The 23,862-nt window shown below is 68.6% G+C and carries 10 protein-coding genes; 4 read left to right on the forward strand and 6 right to left on the reverse strand.

Annotated elements, in window-relative coordinates:
- The first annotated feature begins 81 nt into the window (after positions 1 to 81).
- Genes ALI144C_RS05450 through ALI144C_RS05460 form a run of 3 tightly spaced genes read left to right on the forward strand, consistent with a single transcriptional unit; the run spans position 82 to position 1,800 of the window.
- On the forward strand, positions 82 to 1,080 hold the full coding sequence (locus ALI144C_RS05450; RefSeq protein WP_076985901.1) for a Gfo/Idh/MocA family protein: 999 nt from the start codon (positions 82 to 84) through the stop codon (positions 1,078 to 1,080).
- A 35-nt stretch (positions 1,081 to 1,115) separates the two neighbouring features.
- On the forward strand, positions 1,116 to 1,508 hold the full coding sequence (locus tag ALI144C_RS05455) for a DUF6247 family protein (protein WP_083752740.1): 393 nt from the start codon (positions 1,116 to 1,118) through the stop codon (positions 1,506 to 1,508).
- A 37-nt stretch (positions 1,509 to 1,545) separates the two neighbouring features.
- A complete protein-coding gene (locus tag ALI144C_RS05460) occupies positions 1,546 to 1,800 on the forward strand; it encodes a hypothetical protein (RefSeq protein ID WP_076985902.1) in 255 nt (84 codons plus the stop codon).
- Between the two features lie 15 nt (positions 1,801 to 1,815).
- On the opposite strand, the gene ALI144C_RS05465 is transcribed toward ALI144C_RS05460, so the two are convergent.
- Positions 1,816 to 2,313 carry an OsmC family protein gene (locus tag ALI144C_RS05465; RefSeq protein WP_076985903.1) on the reverse strand — a complete coding sequence of 166 codons (498 nt, stop codon included), beginning with the start codon at positions 2,311 to 2,313 and terminating at the stop codon, positions 1,816 to 1,818.
- Between the two features lie 124 nt (positions 2,314 to 2,437).
- Between ALI144C_RS05465 and ALI144C_RS05470 the strand changes: the two genes are divergently transcribed.
- Positions 2,438 to 2,878 (forward strand): DUF309 domain-containing protein, encoded by a 441-nt coding sequence (locus tag ALI144C_RS05470; RefSeq protein WP_076985904.1) that lies wholly within the window; start codon positions 2,438 to 2,440, stop codon positions 2,876 to 2,878.
- A 28-nt stretch (positions 2,879 to 2,906) separates the two neighbouring features.
- On the opposite strand, the gene ALI144C_RS58900 is transcribed toward ALI144C_RS05470, so the two are convergent.
- From ALI144C_RS58900 to ALI144C_RS05490, 5 genes are read right to left on the reverse strand one after another with little or no spacing between them, the layout of a single operon-like run.
- On the reverse strand, positions 2,907 to 3,380 hold the full coding sequence (locus ALI144C_RS58900; protein ID WP_441297533.1) for a patatin-like phospholipase family protein: 474 nt from the start codon (positions 3,378 to 3,380) through the stop codon (positions 2,907 to 2,909).
- Between the two features lie 23 nt (positions 3,381 to 3,403).
- Positions 3,404 to 3,760, reverse strand: a complete 357-nt coding sequence (locus ALI144C_RS58905) for a patatin-like phospholipase family protein (protein WP_441297534.1) — start codon at positions 3,758 to 3,760, stop codon at positions 3,404 to 3,406.
- Positions 3,761 to 3,804: 44 nt separating this feature from the next.
- Positions 3,805 to 3,987 carry an MbtH family protein gene (locus ALI144C_RS05480; RefSeq protein WP_076985905.1) on the reverse strand — a complete coding sequence of 61 codons (183 nt, stop codon included), beginning with the start codon at positions 3,985 to 3,987 and terminating at the stop codon, positions 3,805 to 3,807.
- 15 nt (positions 3,988 to 4,002) lie between these two features.
- A complete protein-coding gene (locus tag ALI144C_RS05485) occupies positions 4,003 to 5,223 on the reverse strand; it encodes an MFS transporter (RefSeq protein WP_076985906.1) in 1,221 nt (406 codons plus the stop codon).
- Positions 5,220 to 23,858, reverse strand: coding sequence for a non-ribosomal peptide synthetase (locus tag ALI144C_RS05490; RefSeq protein ID WP_076985907.1), 18,639 nt, complete (start codon positions 23,856 to 23,858; stop codon positions 5,220 to 5,222). The genes ALI144C_RS05485 and ALI144C_RS05490 overlap by 4 nt, the downstream gene beginning before the upstream one ends.
- Positions 23,859 to 23,862 lie beyond the last annotated feature (4 nt).

The raw sequence follows: 23,862 nt of genomic DNA on the forward strand, positions 1-23,862 counted from the left end.
CGTGTGGACAGTCGCAGAGTAGGACCGATCAGCGACGACCGCGACTCAAGAGCACTCCGGCGGGGTGGCTAGATTCGCACCATGAGCTTGCGCGTCGGACTGATCGGATACGGCACGGCTGGCGCGGTGTTCCACGCGCCGCTGATCACCGCGACCCCGGGGTTGACCTTGCGATCGGTGGTGACGTCCCGTGCCGTGCCCGACGGGGTGCGCAGGCTGGACCGGCCCGACCAACTGTGGGAGGACCACGACCTGATCGTGGTCGCGTCCCCGAACCGCACGCACGTCCCGCTGGCCACCGAGGCGGTCGAGGCCGGGCTGCCGGTGGTGGTCGACAAGCCGTTCGCGCCGACCGTGGCCGAGGCCCGTGCGTTGACCGATCTCGCCGCCGAGCGGGGCGTGCCGCTCACTGTGTTCCAGAACCGCCGGTGGGACGGTGATTTCCTGACCGTGAAGGATCTGGTGCGGTCCGGGGCGTTGGGCCAGGTGCACCGGTTCGAGTCGCACTTCGACCGCTGGCGGCCCACGCCGAGGCAGGGATGGCGGGAGCTGCCGGGCCGGGAGGAGGCAGGCGGCGTCCTCTTCGACCTGGGGGCGCACTTGATCGACCAGGCGTTGCAGCTCTTCGGCTCGGTGCGATCGGTGTACGCGGAGGTGAACAAGCAGCGCGACGGGGTCCGTGTCGACGACGACTTCTTCCTCGCACTGCGCCACGAGAACGGCGTACTGTCCCATCTGGCCTCCAGCACCCTCGCCGCTCAGCCCGGCCCCCGTTTCCGCGTCCTCGGCTCGGCGTCGGCGTACACGAAGTACGGCCTGGACGTGCAGGAAGCGGCGCTGAAGGCGGGCGAGGGCCCCGGGACGCCCGGCTGGGGCGAGGAGCCCGAGGAAGCATGGGGACTGCTGGGCGTGGCAGGCGAGACCACGCCCGTGCCGACCAAGTCGGGCGCGTACCAGTACTTCTACACCGCGATGGTGTCGGCGCTGCGCGACGGCGGCCCGGTGCCGGTGGCGCCGGAATCCGCCGTCGCCGCACTGGAGATCATCGAGACGGCACTGAGTCGCGCTGAGGGATGGTAGATGCGTGGTGCCGGGAGAGGCGCTATCGTCGCCTCATGACCTCCGCCGCGAGCTACCCGGAGCCTCACCACCGCTCGGTGGCCGGGACGGACGGGGACGTCCTGGAGCCGACACCTGAATGGGCAGGCGACAACACAGCAGCGACGAAGTTCGCATCGCCCGAGGCGATCCGTGCAGCACTTCTTCCAGCGCAGAAGGCTGAGTTCGATGCCGCCTACGACGCAGCGCTCACGGCCGCCCGGCAGACCTTACAGCTGGACGCACTACGCCAGGTGCTGCGGACGTGGCGCAGGATGGCGCTGCTGACCGAACTGGATCCGGACACACAGCGGCGTATGCTCGACGACGCCGCCGAGATCCAGCGCACCGGCCAGCCCCGGCCAGACAGCGTGTCGTGGACTGAGCTCAAAAAAGACCTCGGTCTGTGAACATCTCGTTGACCTGAGGTCAGGACTTCCCTTCTTCATGGCCTACGCGCTTGTTATCGACGATGCCGCACGCATCCAGATCTCGGCTTTGCCACCGCCAGCGCTCACCGCATTGGCCGAGGCGTTCGAGGTACTCGCTCTGGTTCCGGAACGAGGCAGCCCGCACAACACCGCCAATCCGACCGGCGGCCTTTACCAGCTGGTCTTCGGCAACCAGGGCCTGATCGTCTACTTGCTGCTGGCTGATCAGGACCGCGTGGACGTACTCCAGGTCACCTGGATCGATGCCTGACACACGTGATCGTGGCTACACGAGGGTGGTCGAGGTGGGCGTGGGGTTGCGGAACAGGTCGAGCACCGGGCAGTGCTCGTCGACCTGCTGCTTGAGCTCCTCGTACTTCGCCGGGTCGGCGGGCCCGGAGAGTTCCACCTGGACCTGGACGCCCGCGAAACCCGGGCGTACGGCCTCGTCGAAGCCGAAGAAGCCGTGCAGGTCGAGGTCGCCGGAGACGGTGACCTTGACGGTGTCCAGCGGGATGCCGAGCTTGGCGGCCCAGAACCGGTAGGTGATCACCTGGCACGAGCCGAGCGAGGCGAGCGCGTACTCGACCGGGTTGGCCGCTTTGTCGGTGCCACCGAGCGCACCCGGCTCGTCCACAGTGAACTGGTGGTCACGGACCTTGACGTCGACGACGGTGGCCGTGCCCGCGACGTGCTCGTGGTCGACGCTGAACTGCACGGCAACATTCTTGGGGTCGACGCTGGCTGCCGCACGCGTCGCCTCGATGACGTCGGTCAGGGACATGATGAGCACTCCTGGCGTTGGCACACAATAAGATGGCGCCACCAGGATGACCGCCGTCGGCGCCGGGCGGTGGACTTCTCAGTGCGTGGGACGCAACGCGACCGGCCAATGAGAGAATTGACGCATGGGTCGAGACCGGGATCCGGATGGACGGGCACGCAACGCCAGGCCGAGGGACGGTTTGGGGCGTCCTTTGCCGTACGGGACCGAGGGGGTCGAGCGGCAGCCGGAGGGCATCAGCCGGACGCCCCAGCAGACTCTGGTCGAGGCGCAGCACCTGCTTGACGAGGGCAAACCCTTTCACGCGCATGAGGTGTTCGAGGACGCGTGGAAGGGGGCCGATGAGCCGGAGCGGGCGTTGTGGCGGGGATTGGCGCAGATCGCGGTGGGGATGACGCATGCCGCGCGCGGCAACGAGGCCGGCGCCAAAGCGTTGATTGAACGCGGCGTGAACAACATCTGGCCGTACGAGGTTGAGCCACCCTATGGCATCGACATCACCGGATTGCTGCGTTGGGCCGAGAATCCGAGCGGTGTGCCGAGGTTGCGGGCGCCTGCCGCATAGCAGCGGGCACTGACCCGGTGACACCGGCTCATCCCGGCCCGTACAGCCCTGGGCCGGTGATCGTGATCTCGGTCAGGAACTTCCGGGATCCGGTGTACGCGTTCGCGATCAGTTCCGCGGTGTGCCCGAAGTCCAACGGGGTCACGGCTCGCACGGGCGCTCCGGGCAGGTAGAGGACCGGCACGTGGGCCGCCGCGCGTTCGGACTCCAGCTCGGCCTGGTTGCGCATGGCCAACGTCGCCCAGAACAACACCGCGTCGGCCAGTGTCTCCGGCACCCTCGGCAGGTGGCCGGGGAAGGCGCAGTCCAGGACCACGACCGATTTCGCTCCCAGCGCAAGCGCTTGCCTGATCGGCACGTTGGCGACCACTCCCCCGTCGTAGAGCACGTGCCCGTCGTGGTGCACCGGCGGGTAGATGCCCGGAATCGCACTGCTCGCGAGGATCGCCGGGGTCAGCGGGCCCTCGCTGATCAGGACCGCCTTGCCGGTGATCGCGTCCACCGCGACCGTGCCGAACGGCAGCGTCAGATTCGCGAAGTCGTCGACGCCTTCGAGCTCGGTCGCGAGGATCTCGGCCAGCCCGGTGTTCGGAACAGGTGGTTGCGGTGCTGGCGCAGGGTGCGCAACTGCGCCAGCGGCCCGCCGGGGAACACCTTCGCCCTGGTCATCCGGTGCCAGATCGCCTCGAGCCTGGCAGGCGCGTGCTCCGGGTCGAGCGCCAGCAACGCCCCGTTCACCGAGCCGACCGAGGTGCCGACGACCAGGTCGGGTGTGATCGAGCGCTCAGCGAGCGCCCGGAGCATCCCGACCTGGCCCGCACCGAGGCTGCCGCCGCCACCCAGCACGAACGCCACCGGTCCCGGCAGCTCGATCTCGTCCACGACCACATCCTGGGCCATGGGTAGGCCGGCGGCACGGCGAGGTGTCAGGAGCGCAGGCTACGCGGGCGCATGTCGGTCCAGACCTCGTCGACGTAGTCGGTGCACTCCTGCTTGGTGCCCTCCTTGCCGACCGCTTGCCAGCCCGCCGGGATCGCCAGGTCGGCCAGCCAGAGCGAGTACTGGTCCTCGTCGTTGCGCAGGACCTGGTAACGGGCGTTCTCGTCCATCGTGGGATGTCCTTTCTAGACGGAAACCGGCGCGTGCCGGGGGAACCGGCGCAGAACCGGGCTGAGGGTGACGAGCAGCGATATCGCGGCCATGCCCGCGGTGCACCAGAGCACCGCGACCGTGCCGTCGACGAATTCGACGAGCAGACCGCCCACGGCGGGCCCGGCGGCGGCCGCGGAGCCGACGAAGACGTTCATCACGCCGCTGAGTCGCCCGCGTAGCTCGTCAGGGGTGAGCAACAGCTGGTGTGTGTTGATGGTCGTGTTGGCGGTCGGCGCGAGGAACGACATTCCGGCGAACAGCGCGCCGAGGAGGTATCCGTTGTGCGCCAGGAGCGTCAACGGTGTGAGCACCGTGACCATCCAGAACACGGCCATGATGGACACCCAGGGGTGCAGCACGCGGTGCAGGGTCGGCGCGACCAGTGAGCCGAGCACACCGCCGACGCCGAGCATGGCGGCCATCAGGCCGATCTGCCCGGCAGGCACTCCCTTGCCGTCCGCCAGCACGATGATCACGATGTAGAAGGCGTTGAAGAAGAAGTTCAGGCTCACGGCGCACAAGGCCGTCACCCGGACGTGCCGGTGGCTCCACACCCACCGCAGCCCTTCGACCATCTCCTTGCCGATGTTGCCGATCGGCGTGCGTTCGACCTTACGCGGCGGGACGCGCAGAAACACCAGCGACACCAACGAGATCAGGTGGGTGATCGCGTCGACCACGAACGGCACGACCCGGCCGATCGCGAAGAGCACCCCGCCGAGCGCGGTCCCGGCCATCTGGCCGACCGACGACCGAGCCGCGTTCAACGAGATCGCCGTGGCCAGTTGCTCGTCCGGCACCAGCCGGGGCAGGCACGCGTCCTCGGCCGGTTCGAACAACGCCCGGCACACGCCCAGCACCACCGCCACCAGCACCATGTGTGCCAAGGAAGCGTTGTCCCACCACAGGGCCAGTGCGAGGCTGCCGACCGCGAGTGCCATCACGGCCTCGCACCACAGCATGATCTTCTTGCGGTCCCAGCGGTCGACGAGCGCACCGGCAGGCAGCCCGGCCACGAGTTGCGCGGCCGCGTCGGCGCCGAGCACCAGACCCGACGCCGCCGGTGAACCCGTGATCGCCAGCACCAGCAACGGGAACGCGATCATGGTCGTGCTGAAGCCGACCTCGGACACCGCCTGCCCGGTCCACAGCAGGGTGTAGTTCCGGTTGCGCCGCAGGGGAACGACTGTCATCTGCACTCCTCAGCCATCGCACGCAGTGCGGATGTGAACCGTTCGACCAGGTCGGTCACGGTGGTGTGGCGGAAGGCGTCGGTCCGGAAGTACCAGGTGAAGCCCAGCCTGCCGTCGCCGATCTCGCCGACGACGTCGATCAGGTGCTCCGGCCGGGCAGCCTCGTCCTGATCCCGGCCGATCGACGTCTTCACCGCCCGGTAGAGCCCCGATCCCGGCTCCCCGCCGCCCTTCTCCGCACTGCCCGAGTCGAACTGGCCGAGGTAGTTGAACGAGATGCGCGGGCGGGCCACGGGCGGCAGCCGGTCGGTCAGGTAACGCAATGGGCCGTAGCCGAAACCGTTGCGGGGCACCGCGCGCAACTGCCTGCGCACGGCCTTGACGATGTCGCGCCAACTGCCGCCGGGGACGGTCACGGTGACCGGGTACATCGAGGTGAACCAGCCGACTGTGCGAGACAGGTCCACGTCGTCGAGGACGTCCTCCCGGCCGTGGCCTTCCAGGTCGATCGACACCGTGCCGTTCTCCCCGAACGCCCACGCGCACGCCGCCAGCAACACGTCGTGCAGCCCGGTGCGGTACGCGACTGGTGCGCCGCGTAGCAGGGCGTCGGTGTCCTCGGCGCTCAGCAGCGTCCCGACCGAGTCCACCGGGTCCGTGGCACTGTCGATCTCCTGGTCCACGGGCAGGTCGATCACACGCACCCCGGACCAGAAGTCGATTTCCTGGTCGAGCCCACCGCTGTCGACGTGCTCCGTGAGCCTGCGCGACCAGTCGAGGAACGAGGTCGTCTTCGGGCCGAGGTCGACCGGATCGCCGCGGAGCGCCTGCTGGTAGGCCGTGTCGAGGTCGTCGAGCAGCACACGCCACGACACCCCGTCGACCACCAGGTGGTGTGCGACCAACAACAGGTGCGGCGCCGGGCCGTCGAACAGCACGGCCTTCAGCAGCGGGCCGCTGCCCAGGTCGAAGCTCGCGTGCACCGAGTCAGCGACTTCCTCCCAGTCGCCACCGGTCACGACCTCAAGCACCTCGACCGAGGTGATCGGCGCGTTCTCCTGTGACCACACGCCGTCCGTGACGGTGAACCGCATCCGGAGCGCGTCGTGGTGCACCAGCAGTGCTTGCAACGCGCCGCGCAACGCGCCGAGGTTGACGTCCGGGGTCAGCTCGACGAAGTGCGACTGGTTGAAGTGGTGCGGGTTGCCCTCCCGTTCGGCGAAGAACCAGCGCTGGATCGGGGTGAGCGGGACCGGCCCGACGACCGGTGCGCGGTCGTCCTCCGCCGCCTCGATCACGGTCACCAGCGGCGCCATGGCCGCGATCGTCTGGTGCAGGAACACGTCCTTGGTCGCGATCTTCAGCCCGGCCTGCCGTGCCCTGGCCACGACCTGGATGCTCAGGATCGAGTCGCCGCCCAGCTTGAAGAAGCTGTCGTGCGCGCCGACCCGGGGCAGTCCGAGCACATCGGCCCAGATCGCCGCCAACGCCGTCTCCACCGGCCCGGTGGGCGCGACGTAGCCGCCGTCCGGCTCGGCCTCAGCCTCGGGCGCGGGCAACGCCGTCCGGTCGACCTTGCCGTTCGGGCTGACGGGCAACTCGGCCAGCGGCACGAACACCGCGGGGACCAGGTACTCCGGCAGGCTCCGGCCGAGGAACTCCCGGATGCCGTCGGGGACGTCGGGCACGGTGTACGCGACCAGACGCTTGTGGCCGCCGTCCTCGCGCACCACAGCCACGCACGAGTGAACCGACGGATGCGAGCGCAGTGCCGCCTCGACCTCACCGAGTTCGATCCGGAAACCACGGATCTTGACCTGGTCGTCGGCGCGGCCCAGGAACTCCAGCACGCCACCCGTGGTCCACCTGACCAGGTCCCCGGTCCGGTACATCCGGGTGCCGTCGCCGGACGGGTCCGCCACGAACCGCTCGGCGGTCAGTCCCGGTCGGTTCAGGTAGCCGCGGGCCAGCCCCTGGCCGGAGACGTACAGCTCGCCGCTGACACCGATGGGGACCGGCCGCAGTCGCCCGTCCAGCACGTGCACCCGCGTGTTCCAGATCGGCCAGCCGATCGGCGGTGTGCCGCCGGGCACGAGCGGAGCGCTCCACGATGTGACCACAGTGGACTCGGTGGGGCCGTAGGCGTTGATCATCCGCCGTCCCCCGGACCACCGGTCGACCAGTTCGGCGGAGCACGCGTCGCCCCCGACGATCAGGCACCGGAAGTCCGGCAATGAGACGTCGGGCACGGTCGCCAACGCGGCCGGTGGGATCAGCGCGTGCGTCACCCTGTTGTCCCGCAACACCTCCGCCAGGTGATCACCCAGCAGCGGCCCGGCTGGGGGCACGACGAGGCTCGCACCGCGCGGCAGGGACATGCAGAGTTCGAGCACCGAGGCGTCGAAACTCGGTGACGAGAACTCAAGCACCCGATCCCCCGGTCGTACGTCGAAGTGCGCGTGTTGCGCGGCGGCGAACGACGCCAGACCCGCGTGGCTGACCACGACACCCTTCGGCCGCCCGGTCGACCCGGACGTGTAGATCACGTAGGCCGGGTGCTCCAGCCGCCGCTCGACCACGAGATTTTCGGAATCCCCGTCGACGTCCGGCACCGAGGTGAGGACCAGGACCGGGTCGGCGTCGGTGAGCATGAAGTCGATCCGCGCCTGGGGGTAGGCGGGATCCACGGGCAGGAACGCCGCACCGGTCTTGGCGACCGCGAGTTCGGCGACGATGATCTCCACGGACCTCGGCACCATGACGGCGACGATCCGCTCCGGCCCGGCGCCGCGCTCGAGAAGGTGGCGGGCCAACCGGTTCGCGCGGGCGTTGAGCTCCGCGTACGTCATGGTCCCACCGTCGAAGTGCAGCGCGACCGCGTCGGGTGTGCGGGCCACCTGCGCCTCGACCAGTTCGGGAAACGTCACCGGCACCACCGGGTGCGCGGTGTCGTTCCACTCCGCCAGCCGGTTCTGTTCGGCCGGTGTGAGCGCCGGGATTTCGTCGAGTGGACGATCCGGCTGCACGGCAACGGCTTCGAGGACCATGGTCAGGTGTTCGGTGAACCGCCGGATCGTGGACTCGTCGAACAGATCCGTGTTGTACGTGACGACACCGTGCAGGCCGTCGGAGGTTTCCCTGAACTCGCACGTGATGTCGAAGCTCGCGGTCACCACGGGCAGGTCGACGTCCTCGGCGGTCAGACCGGGCATGTCGACCGCGCCTTCCGGCGTGTTCTGCAGGACGACCATGACCTGGAACAGCGGCGTCCTGCTGGTGTCCCTGTCGGGCTGGACCGCGTCGACCACGTGCTCGAACGGCACGTCCTCGTGGGCGAACGCCTCGAGGACGGTCTCCCGGACCTGGGCGAGCAGGCTCGCGAAGCTGCCTGCGCCATCCACAGTGGAGCGAAGGACGAGCGTGTTGACGAAGAACCCGACGAGTTGTTCCAGTTCGGCGCGGAGCCTGCCGGAGGTGACCGTTCCGACGGCGATGTCGTCCTGGCCGCTCCACCGCCGCAGCACCAGCTGGCACGCCGCCACGAGCGCCATGAACAGCGTGGTGTCCGGCATTTTCAGGCTGTCGGCGGTCTGGCGTGACACGCCGAACTCCACGATGTCGCCGTTGTCGGTGTGGACGGGCGGCCGGGGCCGGTCCGTGGGCAGTTCCACCGGCACGACGCCGTCCAGGCGCGCACGCCAGTAGTCCAGGTGCCCGCTGCTGTCCTGCTCCCGTTGCCACGCGGCGAAATCGGCGTACTGGATCGGCAGGTCCGGCAGGTCCGCCGGGGACTCGGTGAGCTCGGCCCGGTACAGCTCGGCGAGGTCGCGGATCAGCACGCCGCCGGACCAGCCGTCGGTGACGATGTGGTGCATGATCAGGCCGAGCACATGCTCGTCCGGAGCGACCCGGAGCAACCTGGCCCGGAGCAGCGGTCCCGTGGTCAGGTCGAACGGCCGGTGGCTTTCCTCGGCCAGCGCCTGTTCCGCGTCGGACACGTCGGCGACCGGAAGCGGGGTGTTCCCGTGCCCGTGCACGACCTGGACGCCCTTGCCGTCCACGGACTCGAAGGTCGTCCGCAGCGACTCGTGCCGGTCGACCAGCCGGTTCAGGGCCCGTGACAACGCTTCCCGGTCGAGTTCACCGCGCAGTCGCACCGCGAGTGGCGTGACGTACTCGGTGCTGTCCGGCGCGAACTCGTGCAGGAACCACAGCCGCTGCTGGGCGTACGACAACGGCAGCACGTCGTCCCTGGAGCGCACCGGGATCGCGGCCGTCGCTTCCCGCGCGATGCCCGCCGCGAGCCCCGCGACCGTGGGGGTGTCGAACACCGCGCGTGCCGAGACGTCCGCGCCGAGCGCTGCCCGGATGCGGGACACGACCTGGATGCTCAGGATCGAGTCACCGCCGAGCTCGAAGAAGTTGTCGTGCGCACCGACACGCTCCAGGCCGAGCAGTTCGGCCCAGATCCCGGCGATGGCGCGCTCGCCCGCGGTCTCCGGCTCGACGTAGCCGGTCTGCTCGATCGCCGGGTCCGGCAACGCGCGGCGGTCCAGTTTCCCGTTGCGGGTCACCGGAAGCCTGTCGAGCCCGATGAACGCCGAAGGCACGAGGTAGTCGGGCAACATCCTCGTGGCGAAGTCGGGCAACGCCGGATCCACCGCCGGGACGACGTAAGCGACCAGCTTCTTGTCGCGGGCGATCACGGCGATGTCCGTGACGCTCGGGTGCGCCGACAGCACGGCGGCCACCTCACCCGGTTCTATCCGGAAGCCGCGGATCTTCACCTGGTCGTCGCTTCGGCCCAGGTACTCGAGCACACCGGTCCACCGCACCACGTCACCGGTCCGGTACATGCGCTCCGACGGGAAGAACGGATCTGCGACGAACCGTTGCGCGGTCATGCCAGGCCTGTTCAGGTAGCCACGGGCGAGCCCGGCGCCCGCGATGTACAACTCCCCTGGCACGCCAGGTGGGACCGGCCGCAGCAGGTCGTCCAGCACGTACGTGCGGGTGTTGTCCAAAGCCCGTCCAATGGGGACGGTGTCGCCGAGGTCGCCGACCGGGTGGCACGTGGCGAAGGTCGTGGTCTCGGTCGGCCCGTATCCGTCCACCACAGTGACATCCGGGCACGCGGCCCGGATGCGCCGGATCGCCGACGCGGGCACGGCTTCGCCGCCTGTCCACACCTCGTGGGCTCCGGTGAGGCAGCTCGGGTCGTCCGCGGCGACCATCCGGAACAACCCGACCGTCAGCCACAGCGCGGTCACGCCGTGATCGGTGATCATGCGCCGGAGCAACGCGGTGTCGATCTCGCCTGGCGGTGCGACGACCACTGAACCACCGTTGAGCAACGGGACCCAGATCTCGTATGTCGAGGCGTCGAACGCCTGGGGTGAGTGGAAAAGCACTCGCTCGTGCCCGCGCAACCGCTTGTCCTGCGCCAAGGCGACAACGTCACGATGCCGGACAGCGACACCCTTCGGCTTTCCTGTCGAACCTGACGTGTACATGACGTACGCGAGCTGGTCCGGCCGCACGGCGACGCCGGGATCGCTCTCGGGGCCGTCGTCGGTGAGCCGCATGATCGTTCCGCTGTGGATCTGTTCGGCCGCTGCCTGCCATTGGCTGTCAGTGACCAGGACCGTCGCACCGCTTTCGGTCAGCAGCGAACGCTGCCTGTCCAGCGGTGCCCGGCTGTCCAGCGGCAGTGCGGCACCGCCCGCCTTGGCGATGCCGAGCAACGCGACCACGAGGTCCGCTGAACGTTGCATCAGCACGCCCACGCGCCCGTCCGGTGGGACCCGCAGGCGGTGAGCCAGGCGGTTCGCACGCGCGTCGAGTTCCCGGTACGTCAACTGGTCGACCGCGAGCGCATCCGGTGTCCGGGCGACCTGCGCCCGGAAGAGGTCCGGAATGGACGCTTCCGGCAGGTCGGTGACATCGCCGGTCCACTCGGCCAGTACGCGGTCCCGCTCGGTGTCGGCCATCCACGGCAGGTCGTCGACCGGCTGTTCCAGATTGTCCGGAATGGACGTGATCAGCAGGCGAAGTCGTTTGGCCAGGCGCTGGATCGTCAGCTCGTCGAACAGGTGCGGGTCGTACGCGAGTTCGATGTGGAGCCGGTCATCCAGGTAGGCGCGGACCGCGAGCGGGAAGTTCGTCGTGTCCATGCCGTCGAGTTCTTCGACGCCCGGCGCGCCGGGAATGGTCTCCTCGCCGATCGGGTAGTTCTCGAACGCCACGATGCTGTCGAACAGGCTCGCGCCGACCGGCACGCCGGACAACGAGTGCAGCCGGTTCAGCGCACTGAACTCGAAGCGCCGCGATTCCGCCTGCGCCTGCTGGATCGCGCCGAGCCAGTGCACCAGCGGCTGCCTGCCGTCGACCGTGATCCTGGTCGGGACGGTGTTGATGAACATGCCGATCATCGACTCGACACCGGGCAGTTCGGCGGGGCGCCCGGACACAGTGGTGCCGAACACCACGTCCCGCACACGCCCGTAGCGCGACAGCAGCAAGGACCACGCGCCTTGGACCAACGTGTTCACCGTCAGCCCGCGTCGGCGGGCGACGTCGTTGAGCCTGTCGGCGGACACCTCGATGGCGACGGCCGCGGTCGATTCGCTTTGGTGTGAGGCAGTCGGTGGCCGGTCGAACGGCAGCGGCGTCGGGGACTCGATCCCGGCGAGCACTCCGCGCCAGTACCGGTCGGCTTCGTCGGTGTCCTGCCGGTCGAGCCAGTCCAGGTAGTCGCGGAACGGTCGGCGGTGCACCGCTTCGTGCTGACCGGTGTACCGCTCGATGACCTCCGTGAAGACCTGCGCGTTGCTCCACCCGTCCAGCAGCAGGTGGTGCGCGGTCCAGACCAGGTCGACCTGATCACCCGGCAACGGCGTGATCGTCAGGCTCATCAGCGGTGCCGTGGTCAGGTCCAACTGGTGATCGGTGTTGACCGGCAACACGACTCGTTTGTGGACGACCTGGAGCGGTTTGGGCACTCCCTCCCACAGCACCGAACTACGCAGGATCGGGTGAGCGTCGACCGTCGCCTGCCACGCGTCGATGAGCCGCTGGACGTCGGTCACTCCGGTGAGCCGCACCTTGGTCTCGTTGAAGTACGCGTTGGTGTCGGTCAGGCCATGGAACACCATGCCCGCCTGCAACGGCGTCAGCGGATAGACGTCTTCGACGTCCGGGCCCAGTCGGTCCAGTTGTTCCTGGGTCACCCCGGCCAGTGGGAAGTCCGACGGCGTGTACCCGCCTGCCGACTGCGCGCAGTGCTCGATGATCTCCCGCAGTGCGGTCAGTGCGTCTTCGGCGACCGCCCGGATGGTGGCGTTGTCGTGGATGTTGTCGGAGTACTCCCAGTCCAGGCGCAGTTCGCCGTCTTCGATCGCGCCTGTGATGTCCACGAGGAAACCGCGATCATGGTCCGGTGCGAGGTCCGCGCCGATCGCGGGGATCGCTCCGCGCACCAGCCCTTGTTCCTCCGCGGCACCCCATTGGCCGTGGTAGTTGAAACACACCTCGGGCAGGTCGCCCAGGGGTCGGCCGCCGATGTACTTCAACGCCTCGTAGCTCAGGCCACGGTCCGGGACCGCGCGGAGTTGTTCCTTGACGGACTTGAGCGTGTGCCCCCATTCGGCTTCAGGCATCCGCAGTGTGACGGGGAACTGGGTGGTGAACCAGCCGACCGTCTGGGACAGGTCGACGTCGTCGAACAGTTCCTCCCTGCCGTGACCTTCCAGCGTCACAGCGACTTCGTCCCGGCCGGTCCACCGCGCGAGCGCCCGGCCCAGCGCGCTCAACAGGACGTCGTTGACCTGTGTCCGGTAGACGCCGGGCACGTCGTGCAACAACGCCGACGTCTCCTCGCGGCTGAGCCGGACTTGGACGTGGCGAGCCGACGCCGCGGTGTTCTCGCCCGCACGGTCAACCGGAACACCCGTCGGCGCCTGGTCCCAGACGCTGTCGGCGAATCCGCCGGACCGGACGTGCTCGGTGAGCCGGTGCGCCCAGTGGCGGAAGGAGACGCCGGGCTGTCCGAGATCCACCGGCCGCCCGGTCGCGATCTGGTCGTATGCCGTCTCCAGGTCGGCGAGCAGGATGCGCCAGGACACGCCGTCGATCGCGAGGTGGTGGACGGTCAGGAGCAGCTTGTTCCCCGGGAACAGGACCGCACGGAGCATCGACCCCCGCTCGAAGTCCATACTGGACTGTGCGTCGAGCGCGACGTCGTCCCACGATCCTTCCCCGGCGTGGCTGAAGAACTCGGCAACCGGTCCGGCGTCCTGACGCCACTCGGACTCGTCGACGAAGAACCGGGTGCGCAACGCCTCGTGGCGTTCGACGATCGCGGTCAGTGCCTGGCGGAGCGCTGTTTCGTCGACGTCGTCGGCCAGTTCCAGGAACATCGACATCGTGAAGTGCCTGGGCGCTCCGTGGTCGAAGAACCAGTGCTGGATCGGCGTGAGCGGTGCCGGTCCGGAGATCTCGGCCGTCCGCCGTGGGGCGGCGTCCGTGGTGACGGCCGCCAGCCGGGCGATCGTCTGGTGCAGGAACACGTCCTTGGACGTCAGTTTCAGCCCGGCCTGCCGGGCCCGCGACACGACCTGGATGCTCAGGATCGAATCGCCGCCCAGTGCGAAGAAGTTGTCGTCCACGCCGACCTCGGGAACCCCGAGCACCTCGGCCCAGACGTCCGCCAGCACCCGTTCGGTCGCGGTGCGCGGTGCGACGAGCACCGTGTCCACCGTGATCTCCGGGTCCGGCAGGGCGCGCCGGTCGAGCTTGCCGCTGATGGTCAACGGCAACTCGGCAAGAGACACGAACACCGACGGCACCAGGTAGTCCGGCAGCGTCGCACCGAGGTACTCCCTGAGCCCCTCGGTCGGTCCGACCACGTACGCGACCAGCCGGTTGTCCCGTGCGACGACGGCCGCCGCGCCGATCCGCGGGTGGTCGAGCAGCCGGGCCTCGATCTCACCCGGCTCGATCCGGAACCCGCGGATCTTGACCTGGTCGTCGGTGCGGCCGAGGTACTCGACGGCCGAACCGGTCAGCCGGACCCGGTCACCGGTCCGGTACATCCGGCCCGGCTCGAACGGGTCGGCCACGAACCGGGACGCCGTGAGGCCCGGCCGGTTGAGGTAGCCACGCGCGACCTGCGCTCCGGCCAGGTACAGCTCACCCGGGACGCCTTCGGGAACCGGCTGGAGGTAGTCGTCCAGGATGTACGCCCGCAGATTGCGCAGTGGCAGACCGATGACCGGCCGGTCACCGGCGACCCTGCACGACAGGGCGTCCACTGTGGCCTCAGTCGGGCCGTAGAAGTTGTACGCCTCTACGCCCTGCAACTCACGCCACAACGCCTCGTCCAGCGCTTCCCCACCCAGCATCAACACCCGCACGTGATCCAACAAACCCGCAGGAATCAACTGCCTCAGGTAGGACGGGGTCAAGTCCATGAAGTCGATGCGATGTGACGCGACATAGCCGACCAGGGCGTCCGGATCCCGGCGTACCTCGTCGTCGATCAGGTGCAACTCGTGCCCACTGGCCAACAACACCAGGCCCTCAAGCGAAGTGTCGAACGAGAACGCCGCGGTCAACGCGACCCGCATGTCCGGCGGGAACTCCGCTTGGTGGTTGGCCAGCAGGTTGACCAGTTGCCGGTGTTCGACGACCACACCCTTGGGCTGCCCGGTCGAGCCGGAGGTGTAGATGATGTACGCGGCGTGGTCGCTCCGCAGTGCCGTCGCCGGATCGCTCGTGTCGCCTGAATCCGGCACATGATCCAGGACCAGCAACGGCTTGACGTCCTGGCGGACGAACTCCTTGCGGTCGTCGGGCAGGTCCGGGTCGAGCGGCAGGTACACCGCACCGGCCTTGAAGACAGCCAGGATGGCCACGATCATGTCCGTTGTGCGCGGCAAGGCGAGCGCCACGACCTGCTCCGGACCGGCGCCCTGGGCGATCAGCCAGTGCGCCAGCCGGTTCGCGCGGGCGTTCAACTCGGCGAAGGTCAGGACCTCGTCCTGGAACACCAGCGCGGTCCTGTCGGGTGTCCGCGCCACCTGCGCTTCGAACAGCCGCGGGTAGGTCCCGTCGGGCACCGGGTGCGTGGTGGTGGGGACGCGGTCGTCCCCGGTGAGCAGCTCTGCCAGCCGCCGGTGGCTCGCGATCGCGGTGAGGAGGTCGACCAGGTGACCGGCCATGCGGTGGATGGTCGACTCGTCGTAGAGATCCGTGTTGTACTCGATCGCGCCGAGCAGGCGCTCGTCGCGCTCTTCGAACTCGAACGTCAGGTCGCACGCCGCCGAGCCGACCGGGACCGTCACTTCCTCCACGGCCAGACCGTGCAGCTCCGGCGCGGACGCCGGGGTGTTCTGGAGCAGGACCATCACGTCGAACAACGGGTTGCGGCTGGTGTCGCGGACCGGTTGGACGGCGTCGACGACCCGTTCGAACGGGACTTCCTGGTTGGCGAACGCCGCCAGCACGGTCTGCCTGACCGACCCCAGGAACTCGTCGAACGTGACCGAGAGGTCCACTGTGGAACGCAGGACGAGCGTGTTGACGAAGAACCCGACGACCTCGTCGAGTTCGGCGCGTTCCCGGCCGGAGGCGACGGTCCCGATCGTGATGTCGTGCTGGCCGGTGTACCTGGCCAGCAGCACCTGGCACGCGGCGATCAGCGTCATGAACAACGTGCTGTCCTTGGCCCGCCCGGCTTCCCGCAGCCGCGCCACCACTTCGGCCGGGACGGCGAACTCGACCATCGCGCCCGCGGCCGTGAACACCGGCGGTCGTGGCCGGTCGGTCGGCAACCGCAGCGGCTCGATCGCGTCCAGCGTCCGCCGCCAGTGGTCGAGCTGACCGGACATGACCGGTTCGGACAGCCTTTCCCGTTGCCAGGCCGCGAAATCCGCGTACTGGATCGGCAGGTCCTCGAGCGGGGAACCGTTGTAGAGCGCGCTCAGGTCGCGGGTGAGTACACCGGTCGACCACCCGTCGGTGACGATGTGGTGCAGACTCAACACCAGCACGTGATCCACATCGGACAGCCGCAGGAGCGTCGCCCGGAACAGCGGGCCTTCGCCGAGGTCGAACGGCCGCCTGCTCTCGGTGGCCAGGACGCGGTCGAGGTCCGTCTCGGCCACGTCGATCACCGGGGCCTCGACGACCGTCGGCGGGTGGATCACCTGGCGCTCTGCCTGGAACGTCGTGCGCAGTGACTCGTGCCGCGCGACCAGTCCGGTCAGCGCCCGGTTGAGCCGGGCGACGTCCAAATCTCCCCGCAACCGCAGCACGGTCGGGGTGATGTACTCGGCGCTGTCCGGTTCGAACTGGTCGAGGAACCACAACCGCTGCTGCGCGAACGACAGCGGCACCACGTCACGAGGTGCCTGCGGGATCGACTCGACGTGCCCGTCCAGCGGAATCGTGGCGGCGAGTGTCGCCACGGTGGGGTTCTGGAAGATCACGCGCGGCGACAGCTGCACGCCGAACTCCGCGCGCAGCCGGGAGACCACGGTGATGCTCAGGATGGAATCGCCGCCGAGCTCGAAGAAGTTGTCCTCGGCACCGACTCGGCTCACGCCGAGCACGTCGGCCCAGATCAGGGCCACCGCCGTGGCCACACGGCCGACCGGCGCCACGTAGTCGTCGGACACCGCGAAATCCGGCTCCGGCAGAGCACGTTTGTCCAGTTTCCCGCTGGTGGTGAGCGGCAGTTCGGCCAAGGAAACGAACGTCGCCGGGACCATGTAGTCGGGCAGGATTCCGCTGAGGTAGGTGCGCAGGCCATCCGTGCGGCCGACCACGTAAGCGATCAACCTGCTGTCGCGGGCGATCACGGCGGCGGCCCGCACGTCCGGGTGCTGGGCCAGCCGTGCCTCGATCTCGCTCGGCTCGATCCGGAACCCGCGGATCTTGACCTGGTCGTCGGTGCGGCCGAGGTACTCGATGCCGGAGCCGGTCCACCTGACCAGGTCGCCGGTCCGGTACATCCGGCCCGGCTCGAACGGGTTCGCCACGAACCGATCCGCGGTCAGGCCCGGTCGGTTGAGGTAGCCACGCGCCAGCTGCGACCCGGCCAGGTAGAGCTCGCCGGGCACACCGGGCGGCACCGGGGACATCCGGGCGTCCAGGACGTAGATCTCCTGGTTGGCGACGGCATGCCCGATCACGGGCCGGTCGCCGCGAACCCTGCACGACAGGGCGTCCACTGTGGCCTCAGTCGGGCCGTAGAAGTTGTACGCCTCAACGCCCTGCAACTCACGCCACAACGCCTCGTCCAGCGCTTCCCCACCCAGCATCAACACCCGCACGTGATCCAACAAACCCGCAGGAATCAACTGCCTCAAATACGACGGGGTCAAATCCATGAAGTCAATGCGATGTGCCGCCACATAACCGACCAGAGCGTCCGGATCCCGACGCACCTCGTCGTCGATCAGATGCAACTCATGCCCACTCGCCATCAACACCAAACCCTCGAGGGACGTGTCGAACGAGAACGCCGCGGTCAACGCGACCCGCATGTCCGACGGGAACACCGATCGGTGGTTGGCGACGAGGTTGGCAAGACTGCGGTGTTCGACGACCACGCCCTTGGGCACGCCGGTCGAGCCGGAGGTGTAAATGATGTACGCCGCGTGGTGTCCCTGTGGCGGCACAGGTTCCACATCGGACCAGCCGTCCAGCTCGGGCAACGCCTCCAACGTGACGACCGGGCGAGCGTCGGCAGTCATCGCGTCCACCCTGGCCTGCGGGAGCTCCCGGTCGATCGGCAGGTAGACCGCTCCTGCCTTGAACACCGCGAGGATCGCCGTGATCATGTCCGCGGTCCTCGGCAGGCGCAGCGCCACGACCTGTTCACGACCGGCGCCCTGCGCGATCAGCCAGTGCGCCAGCCGGTTCGCTTCGGCGTTCAGCTCGGCGTAGGTGTACCGGTGTTCGTGGAAAACCAGGGCCGTCCGGTGCGGTGTACGCGTGACCTGGGCGCGGAAGATCTCCGGATATGTCAGGTCCGGGACTTCGATCCGGGCACCGGCCCCCTGTGCCATAACGAGCTCTTGCTCGTGCGAGGTCGTCCACGGCACCTGGTCGAGCGTGGACGTCGGGTCGAGGCCCGTGATGATCACTTCGAGCCGGTCGGCCATCCGCTGGACGGTCTCGCGGTCGAACAGCCGCGGGTCGTAGGCGAGGTCCAGGTGGAGCTGATCGGCCACGTGAGCCGAGAGCGTCAACGGGAAAGTCGTGTTGTCCCTGGCACGGACCTCGACCACGCGTGGTTCGGTCGTGGCGTCGCTGAGGGGGTAGTTCTCGAACACGACGACGCTGTCGAACAGCGAGCCGCCGGACTGGATCCGCGCCAGGGAAACGAAGTCGTGCCGCCGGGACTCGCTCTGGGCCGACTGCAGGTCACGCAGCCAGGTCGCCACGTTCTGCGAGGTGGTGAGGTCGACGCGGGCGGGCACGGTGTTGATGAACATGCCGACCATCGACTCGACGCCCGCCAGTTCCGCCGGCCTACCGGACACGGTCGTCCCGAAGACCACATCGGACTGTCCACTGTGTTTGCCGAGCAGCAACGCCCACGCGCCCTGGACGATGGTGTTGATCGTCAGCCCGTTGCTCTGGGCGATCTGGCGCAGGCCGTCGCCCGCGATCGTCAGCTTGACCGACTCCGTCGACTCGGCCTGGTGCGCCCCCTGGGGCCGCCGGTCGTACGGCAGCGGCGTCTTACCGTCCATTCCGGACAGCACATCCCGCCAGTACTGGTGCGCCGCCTGATGGTCCTGTGTTCCGAGCCAACGCAGGTAGTCACGGAACGGCCGCCGGGTAGTGGTCACGGCACCGCGGTACTCGTCACAGACCTCCGCGAAGACCTGCGCGGTGCTCCACCCGTCCAGCAGGATGTGGTGCGATGTCCAGGTCACCGTGACCTGGTCGGTGGCGGTCTGCTCGATCGCGATCCTGGTCAGCGGCGGCCGGGTGAGGTCGAACCCGCCCGGTTCCGGCTTCCCGTACGTGACAGGCACGACGACATCGCGGTGCACGACCTGCACGGGCTGGTCGACGTCCTCCCACAGGACGCTGGTGCGCAGCACGGGAGTTCGGTCGACCACACGTTGCCACGCCGCACCGAGTGCCCGCGGGTCGGTGACGCCGTCGAGGACGATCTGGATCTCGTCCACGTACGAGTCCGTCTCGACCAGGCTGTGGAACAACATCCCGGCCTGCAGCGGCGTCAACGGGTACACGTCGTCGACATTCGGCCCTAGCCGGTCCACCTGGTCCTGGGTGAGCTTCGCCAGCGGGAAGTCCGACGGCGTACGCCCACCCGCGCCCGGCGACGCGCAGTGTTCGATGATCGCGCGCAACGCGTCGAGGTAGCGCTCCGCCAACGCCCGGACGGTGTGCTCGTCGTGCACCTCGGGCGAGTACTCCCAGGTCAGCCTCAACTCACCGGATTCGACAAGCCCGGTGACGTCGAGCAGGTAGGTCCGCGGCTCGTTGGCCGGGATGTCCCGGCCCGGGCTGTCGAGCCTGCCGCGGACCAGACCCGCGTCACCGGTCACGTCGAACGCGCCGTGGTAGTTGAAGCAGATCTGGGGCAGGTCGGCGAAGGACTGCCCACCGAGGTACTTGAGGGCCTCGTAGCTCAGGCCGCGGTGCGGGATCGCGCGGAGTTGTTCCTTGACAGACTTGAGCGTGTCGCCCCAGAGGTCGTCACCATCTTCGCCCGGCATCCGCAGTGCCACCGGGAACTGGGTGGTGAACCAGCCGATCGTGCGGGACAGGTCGACGTCGTCGAAGATCTCCTCGCGGCCGTGCCCTTCCACCGCGATCGCCACGTCGTCCCGTCCGGTCCACTGCGCGAGTACCCGGCCCAGCGCGCTGAGCAGCACTTCGTTGACCTGGGTGCGATACGTGTCGGGGACGCGGTGCAGCAGCGATTCGGTGTCAGCGGCGTCGAGCTTCACCTGAATGCTGCGCGCCAAACCGGCTGTGTTGCGGCCGTTCGCGTCAACGGGAAGCGCGGCGTGCTCAGTGTCGGTACGCCAGTAGGCGATGGCGTCGTCGAACCCGCCCGCGGCCGTGTGCCCGGTCAGGCGGCGAGTCCAGCCACCGAACGGCGTGCTCACCGGGGGCAGGTCGATCGGCTGGCCGGCCCGCGACTGCTGGTAGGCGGTCTCCAGGTCGGCGAGCAGGATGCGCCACGACACCCCGTCCATCACCAGGTGGTGTGCGGTGATGAACAGCCGCGTCCCGTCCAGGACGGCCTTGATCACCCGGCCGGTGGCGAGGTCGAGGCCGTCCCGGGTCAGCGGTGTGCCGACCTCGAACGTTCCCGCCCCGGCTCCCGCGACCTGCTGGCCGTCGCCGAAAGACGTGGTCAGGGCGGGGTGGTGGGCGACGACAGCTTCGAACGCCGTCCGCAGCGCCGAGATGTCCACGTCCGGCGTGAGGTCGAGCAGGACCGACATCGTGTAGTGCGCCAGCTCGCCATGGGTCTCGAAGAACCAGCGCTGGATCGGTCCGAGCGGCGCCGGACCGACCGGTTCCACCACTGGCGCGGCGGCGTTGTCGGTGATCCGCACGCCGGTCGCGAGTTCGGCGATGGTCTGGTGGCGGAAGATGTCCAGTGACGTCAGCCGGATACCGGACTGGCGTGCCCTGGCCACCACCTGGATGCTCAGGATCGAATCGCCGCCGAGGCCGAAGAAGTTGTCGTCGACACCGATCGGGCCGACGCCGAGCACCTCGCTCCAGATGCGGACCAGTTCCCGTTCTACCTCGGTGCGCGGCGCCACGACGCCGCGATCGGCCGTGCCGAACTCGGGGACCGGCAACGCGCGCCGGTCGACCTTCCCACTCGGTGTCAGCGGCAGTTCGTGGAGTTCGACGAACACCGACGGGACCATGTAGTCGGGCAGGATTCCCTTCAACCAGCCACGCAGGTCCAGCGCACCGACCGGTACGACATACGCGACCAAACGCTTATGTCCCTTGTCCTCCCTGGCCACCACGACGGCCTCGGCCACCCCGGGGTGACGCAGCAGCGCGGCCTCGACCTCGCCCGGCTCGATCCGGAAACCGCGGATCTTGACCTGGTCGTCCGTGCGGCCGAGGTACTCCATCCCGGCGTCGGTCCACCGGGCGCGGTCGCCCGTGCGGTACATCCTCGTGCCGGGTTCGAACGGGTTCGCCACGAACCGGTCGGCGGTGAGCCCCGGCCGGTCGAGGTAGCCGCGGGCGACCTGTGCGCCCGCCAGGTACAGCTCACCCGGCACACCGACGGGTTGCGGACGCATGCGGTCGTCCAGCACGTACGCGGTCAGGTTTCGCAGTGGTTGGCCGATGACCGGCCGGTCGCCCGTCACCTCGCGGGACAACGCGTCGACCGTGCATTCCGTTGGGCCGTAGAAGTTGTAGGCCCGGACGTCCGACTTGGCGAGCTGCCGCCAGAGCGATTCGCCGAGCGCCTCGCCGCCCAGCATCAGGATCCGGGCGTGGTCCAGCAAACCCGCCGGGATGAGCTGCTGCAGGAACGACGGCGTCAGGTCCATGAAGTCGATCCGCCGGGTGGCCACGTAGTCCACGAGAGCATCGGGATCCAGCCGGACGGTCTCGTCGATCAGGTGCAGCTCGTGTCCGTCGGCGAGGAACACCAGGCCTTCCAGCGAGGTGTCGAACGAGAACACCGCGGTCAGCGCGACCCGCATGTCGGCGGGGAACTCCGCGCGGTGGTTGACCACCAGGTTCACCAGCTGCCGGTGTTCGACGACGACGCCCTTCGGCTTGCCGGTCGAGCCTGACGTGTAGATCACGTAGGCGGCGTTGTCGGGCCGGGCCGAGTTGACCGGGTCGGTGTCCGGTTGGCCGGACAGGTCCGGCAGTTCGGTCACCACGACCACCGGGCGCGCGTCCTCGACGATCTCGGCGATCCGGTCCGCGGGTTGCTTGGGGTCGACCGGGAGGTACACCGCGCCCGTCTTGAACACGGCCAGGATCGCCGCGACCATCTCGGCGGTTCGCGGCAACGCCAGCGCGACAACGCTTTCCGGTACCGCGCCCTGCGCGGTCAGCCAGTGCGCGATGCGGTTGGCCCATGAGTTCAGCTCGGCGTACGTGTACTCGCGGTCCTGGAAAACCAGCGCACGCTTGGTTGGTGTCCGCTGCGTCTGCGCCTCGAACAACGCCGGGTACGTCACGTCCGGCACGGCAACGGTTTCCCCGTGTCCGTCCGGCACCTCACCGAGAGCGAGGTCGCCGACCGAGACGTCGGGGGTGACCGTCGCGGCGTCGAGGAGCGCGACCAGGTGTGCGGCCATCCGGCCGACTGTGGCCGCCTCGAACAGGTCGGTGTTGTATTCGAGCACACCTTCGACGCGGCCGTCGCGCTCCCGGAACTCCACGGTGATGTCGAAGTTGGACGCCCACCGCGGCAGGCCGACCTCCTCCACCCGCAGCCCGGGGAACGCGGGGAGCGGCTTGTCGGCGTTCTGCAGCAGCACCATCACGTCGAACAGCGGGTTGCGGCTCAGATCGCGTTCGGCGTGCACGAGCTGGTCGAACGGCACCGCGTCGTGGGCGAAGGAGTCGAGCACGGTGTCACGTGCGTCGCCGAGCAACTCGGCGAAACTCCGCGCCGTGTCTACTGTGGACCTGACGACGACGGTGTTGACGAAGAAGCCGACCAGCCGCTCCAGTTCGGTGCGGCCCCGACCGGAGGTCACCGTGCCGAGCGCGATGTCCTCCTGCCCCGCGTACCTCGCGAACAGCACCTGGCATCCCGTGAGCAGTGCGGAGAACAGGGTCGTGTCGCACGCCCTGGCCAGATCGGCCAGCCGGGCGGTGAGCTCGGCCGGGATCGTGAACTCGTGCGTCGCACCGGCCGAGGTGCGCACCGCTGGCCGTGCCCGGTCGGTCGGCAGTTCCAACGGAGTGATCCCGCTGAGGTGCTGCCGCCAGTATTCGAGGTGCGTGGCGAGGTCCTGTTCCCGTTGCCACACGGCGAAGTCCGCGTACTGCAACTCCGGCTCGGGCAGTGTCCCGCCCGCGTAGAGAACGCTCAGCTCATCGGCGAGCACGCCCATCGACCAACCGTCCACGACGATGTGGTGCGAACTGAGCAGGAGGATGTGTTCCCTGCCCGACAGCCGGACGAGCGCGGCGCGGAACAGCGGCCCCCGCCGGATGTCGAACGGCTTGCCGAACTCGGATCGCAGCACGTCGTCCACGTCGTCCGGCGTGCTGTCCACAATGGTGAGAGGGAGGTCGACGGCGGGGTGCACGATCTGTACGCCCTCGCCGTCGACCTCGTCGAACGTCGTCCGCATGGACTCGTGTCGACGTGACAGCTGCTGAAGTGCGGCTGCCAGCGCGTCGACGTCCAACTGGCCGGTCAGGCGCAGCGCGAACGCACTGTTGTACTCGGTTTCGTCCGGCTGGAACTCGCTGAGGAACCACAGCCGGCGCTGGGAGAACGACAACGGCAGGTGCCCGTCGCGGTTCGCGCGGGGAATGGTGTCCGACGACGCCTTGCCCGCCAGCCTCTTGCGCAGCGCTTCCCGCAGGTGCTCGGGCAGCGCGGAGATCCGGTCCGATCGTGAGGTCATGGTT

The organism is Actinosynnema sp. ALI-1.44, assembly GCF_001984155.1.
Lineage (GTDB): Bacteria > Actinomycetota > Actinomycetes > Mycobacteriales > Pseudonocardiaceae > Kibdelosporangium.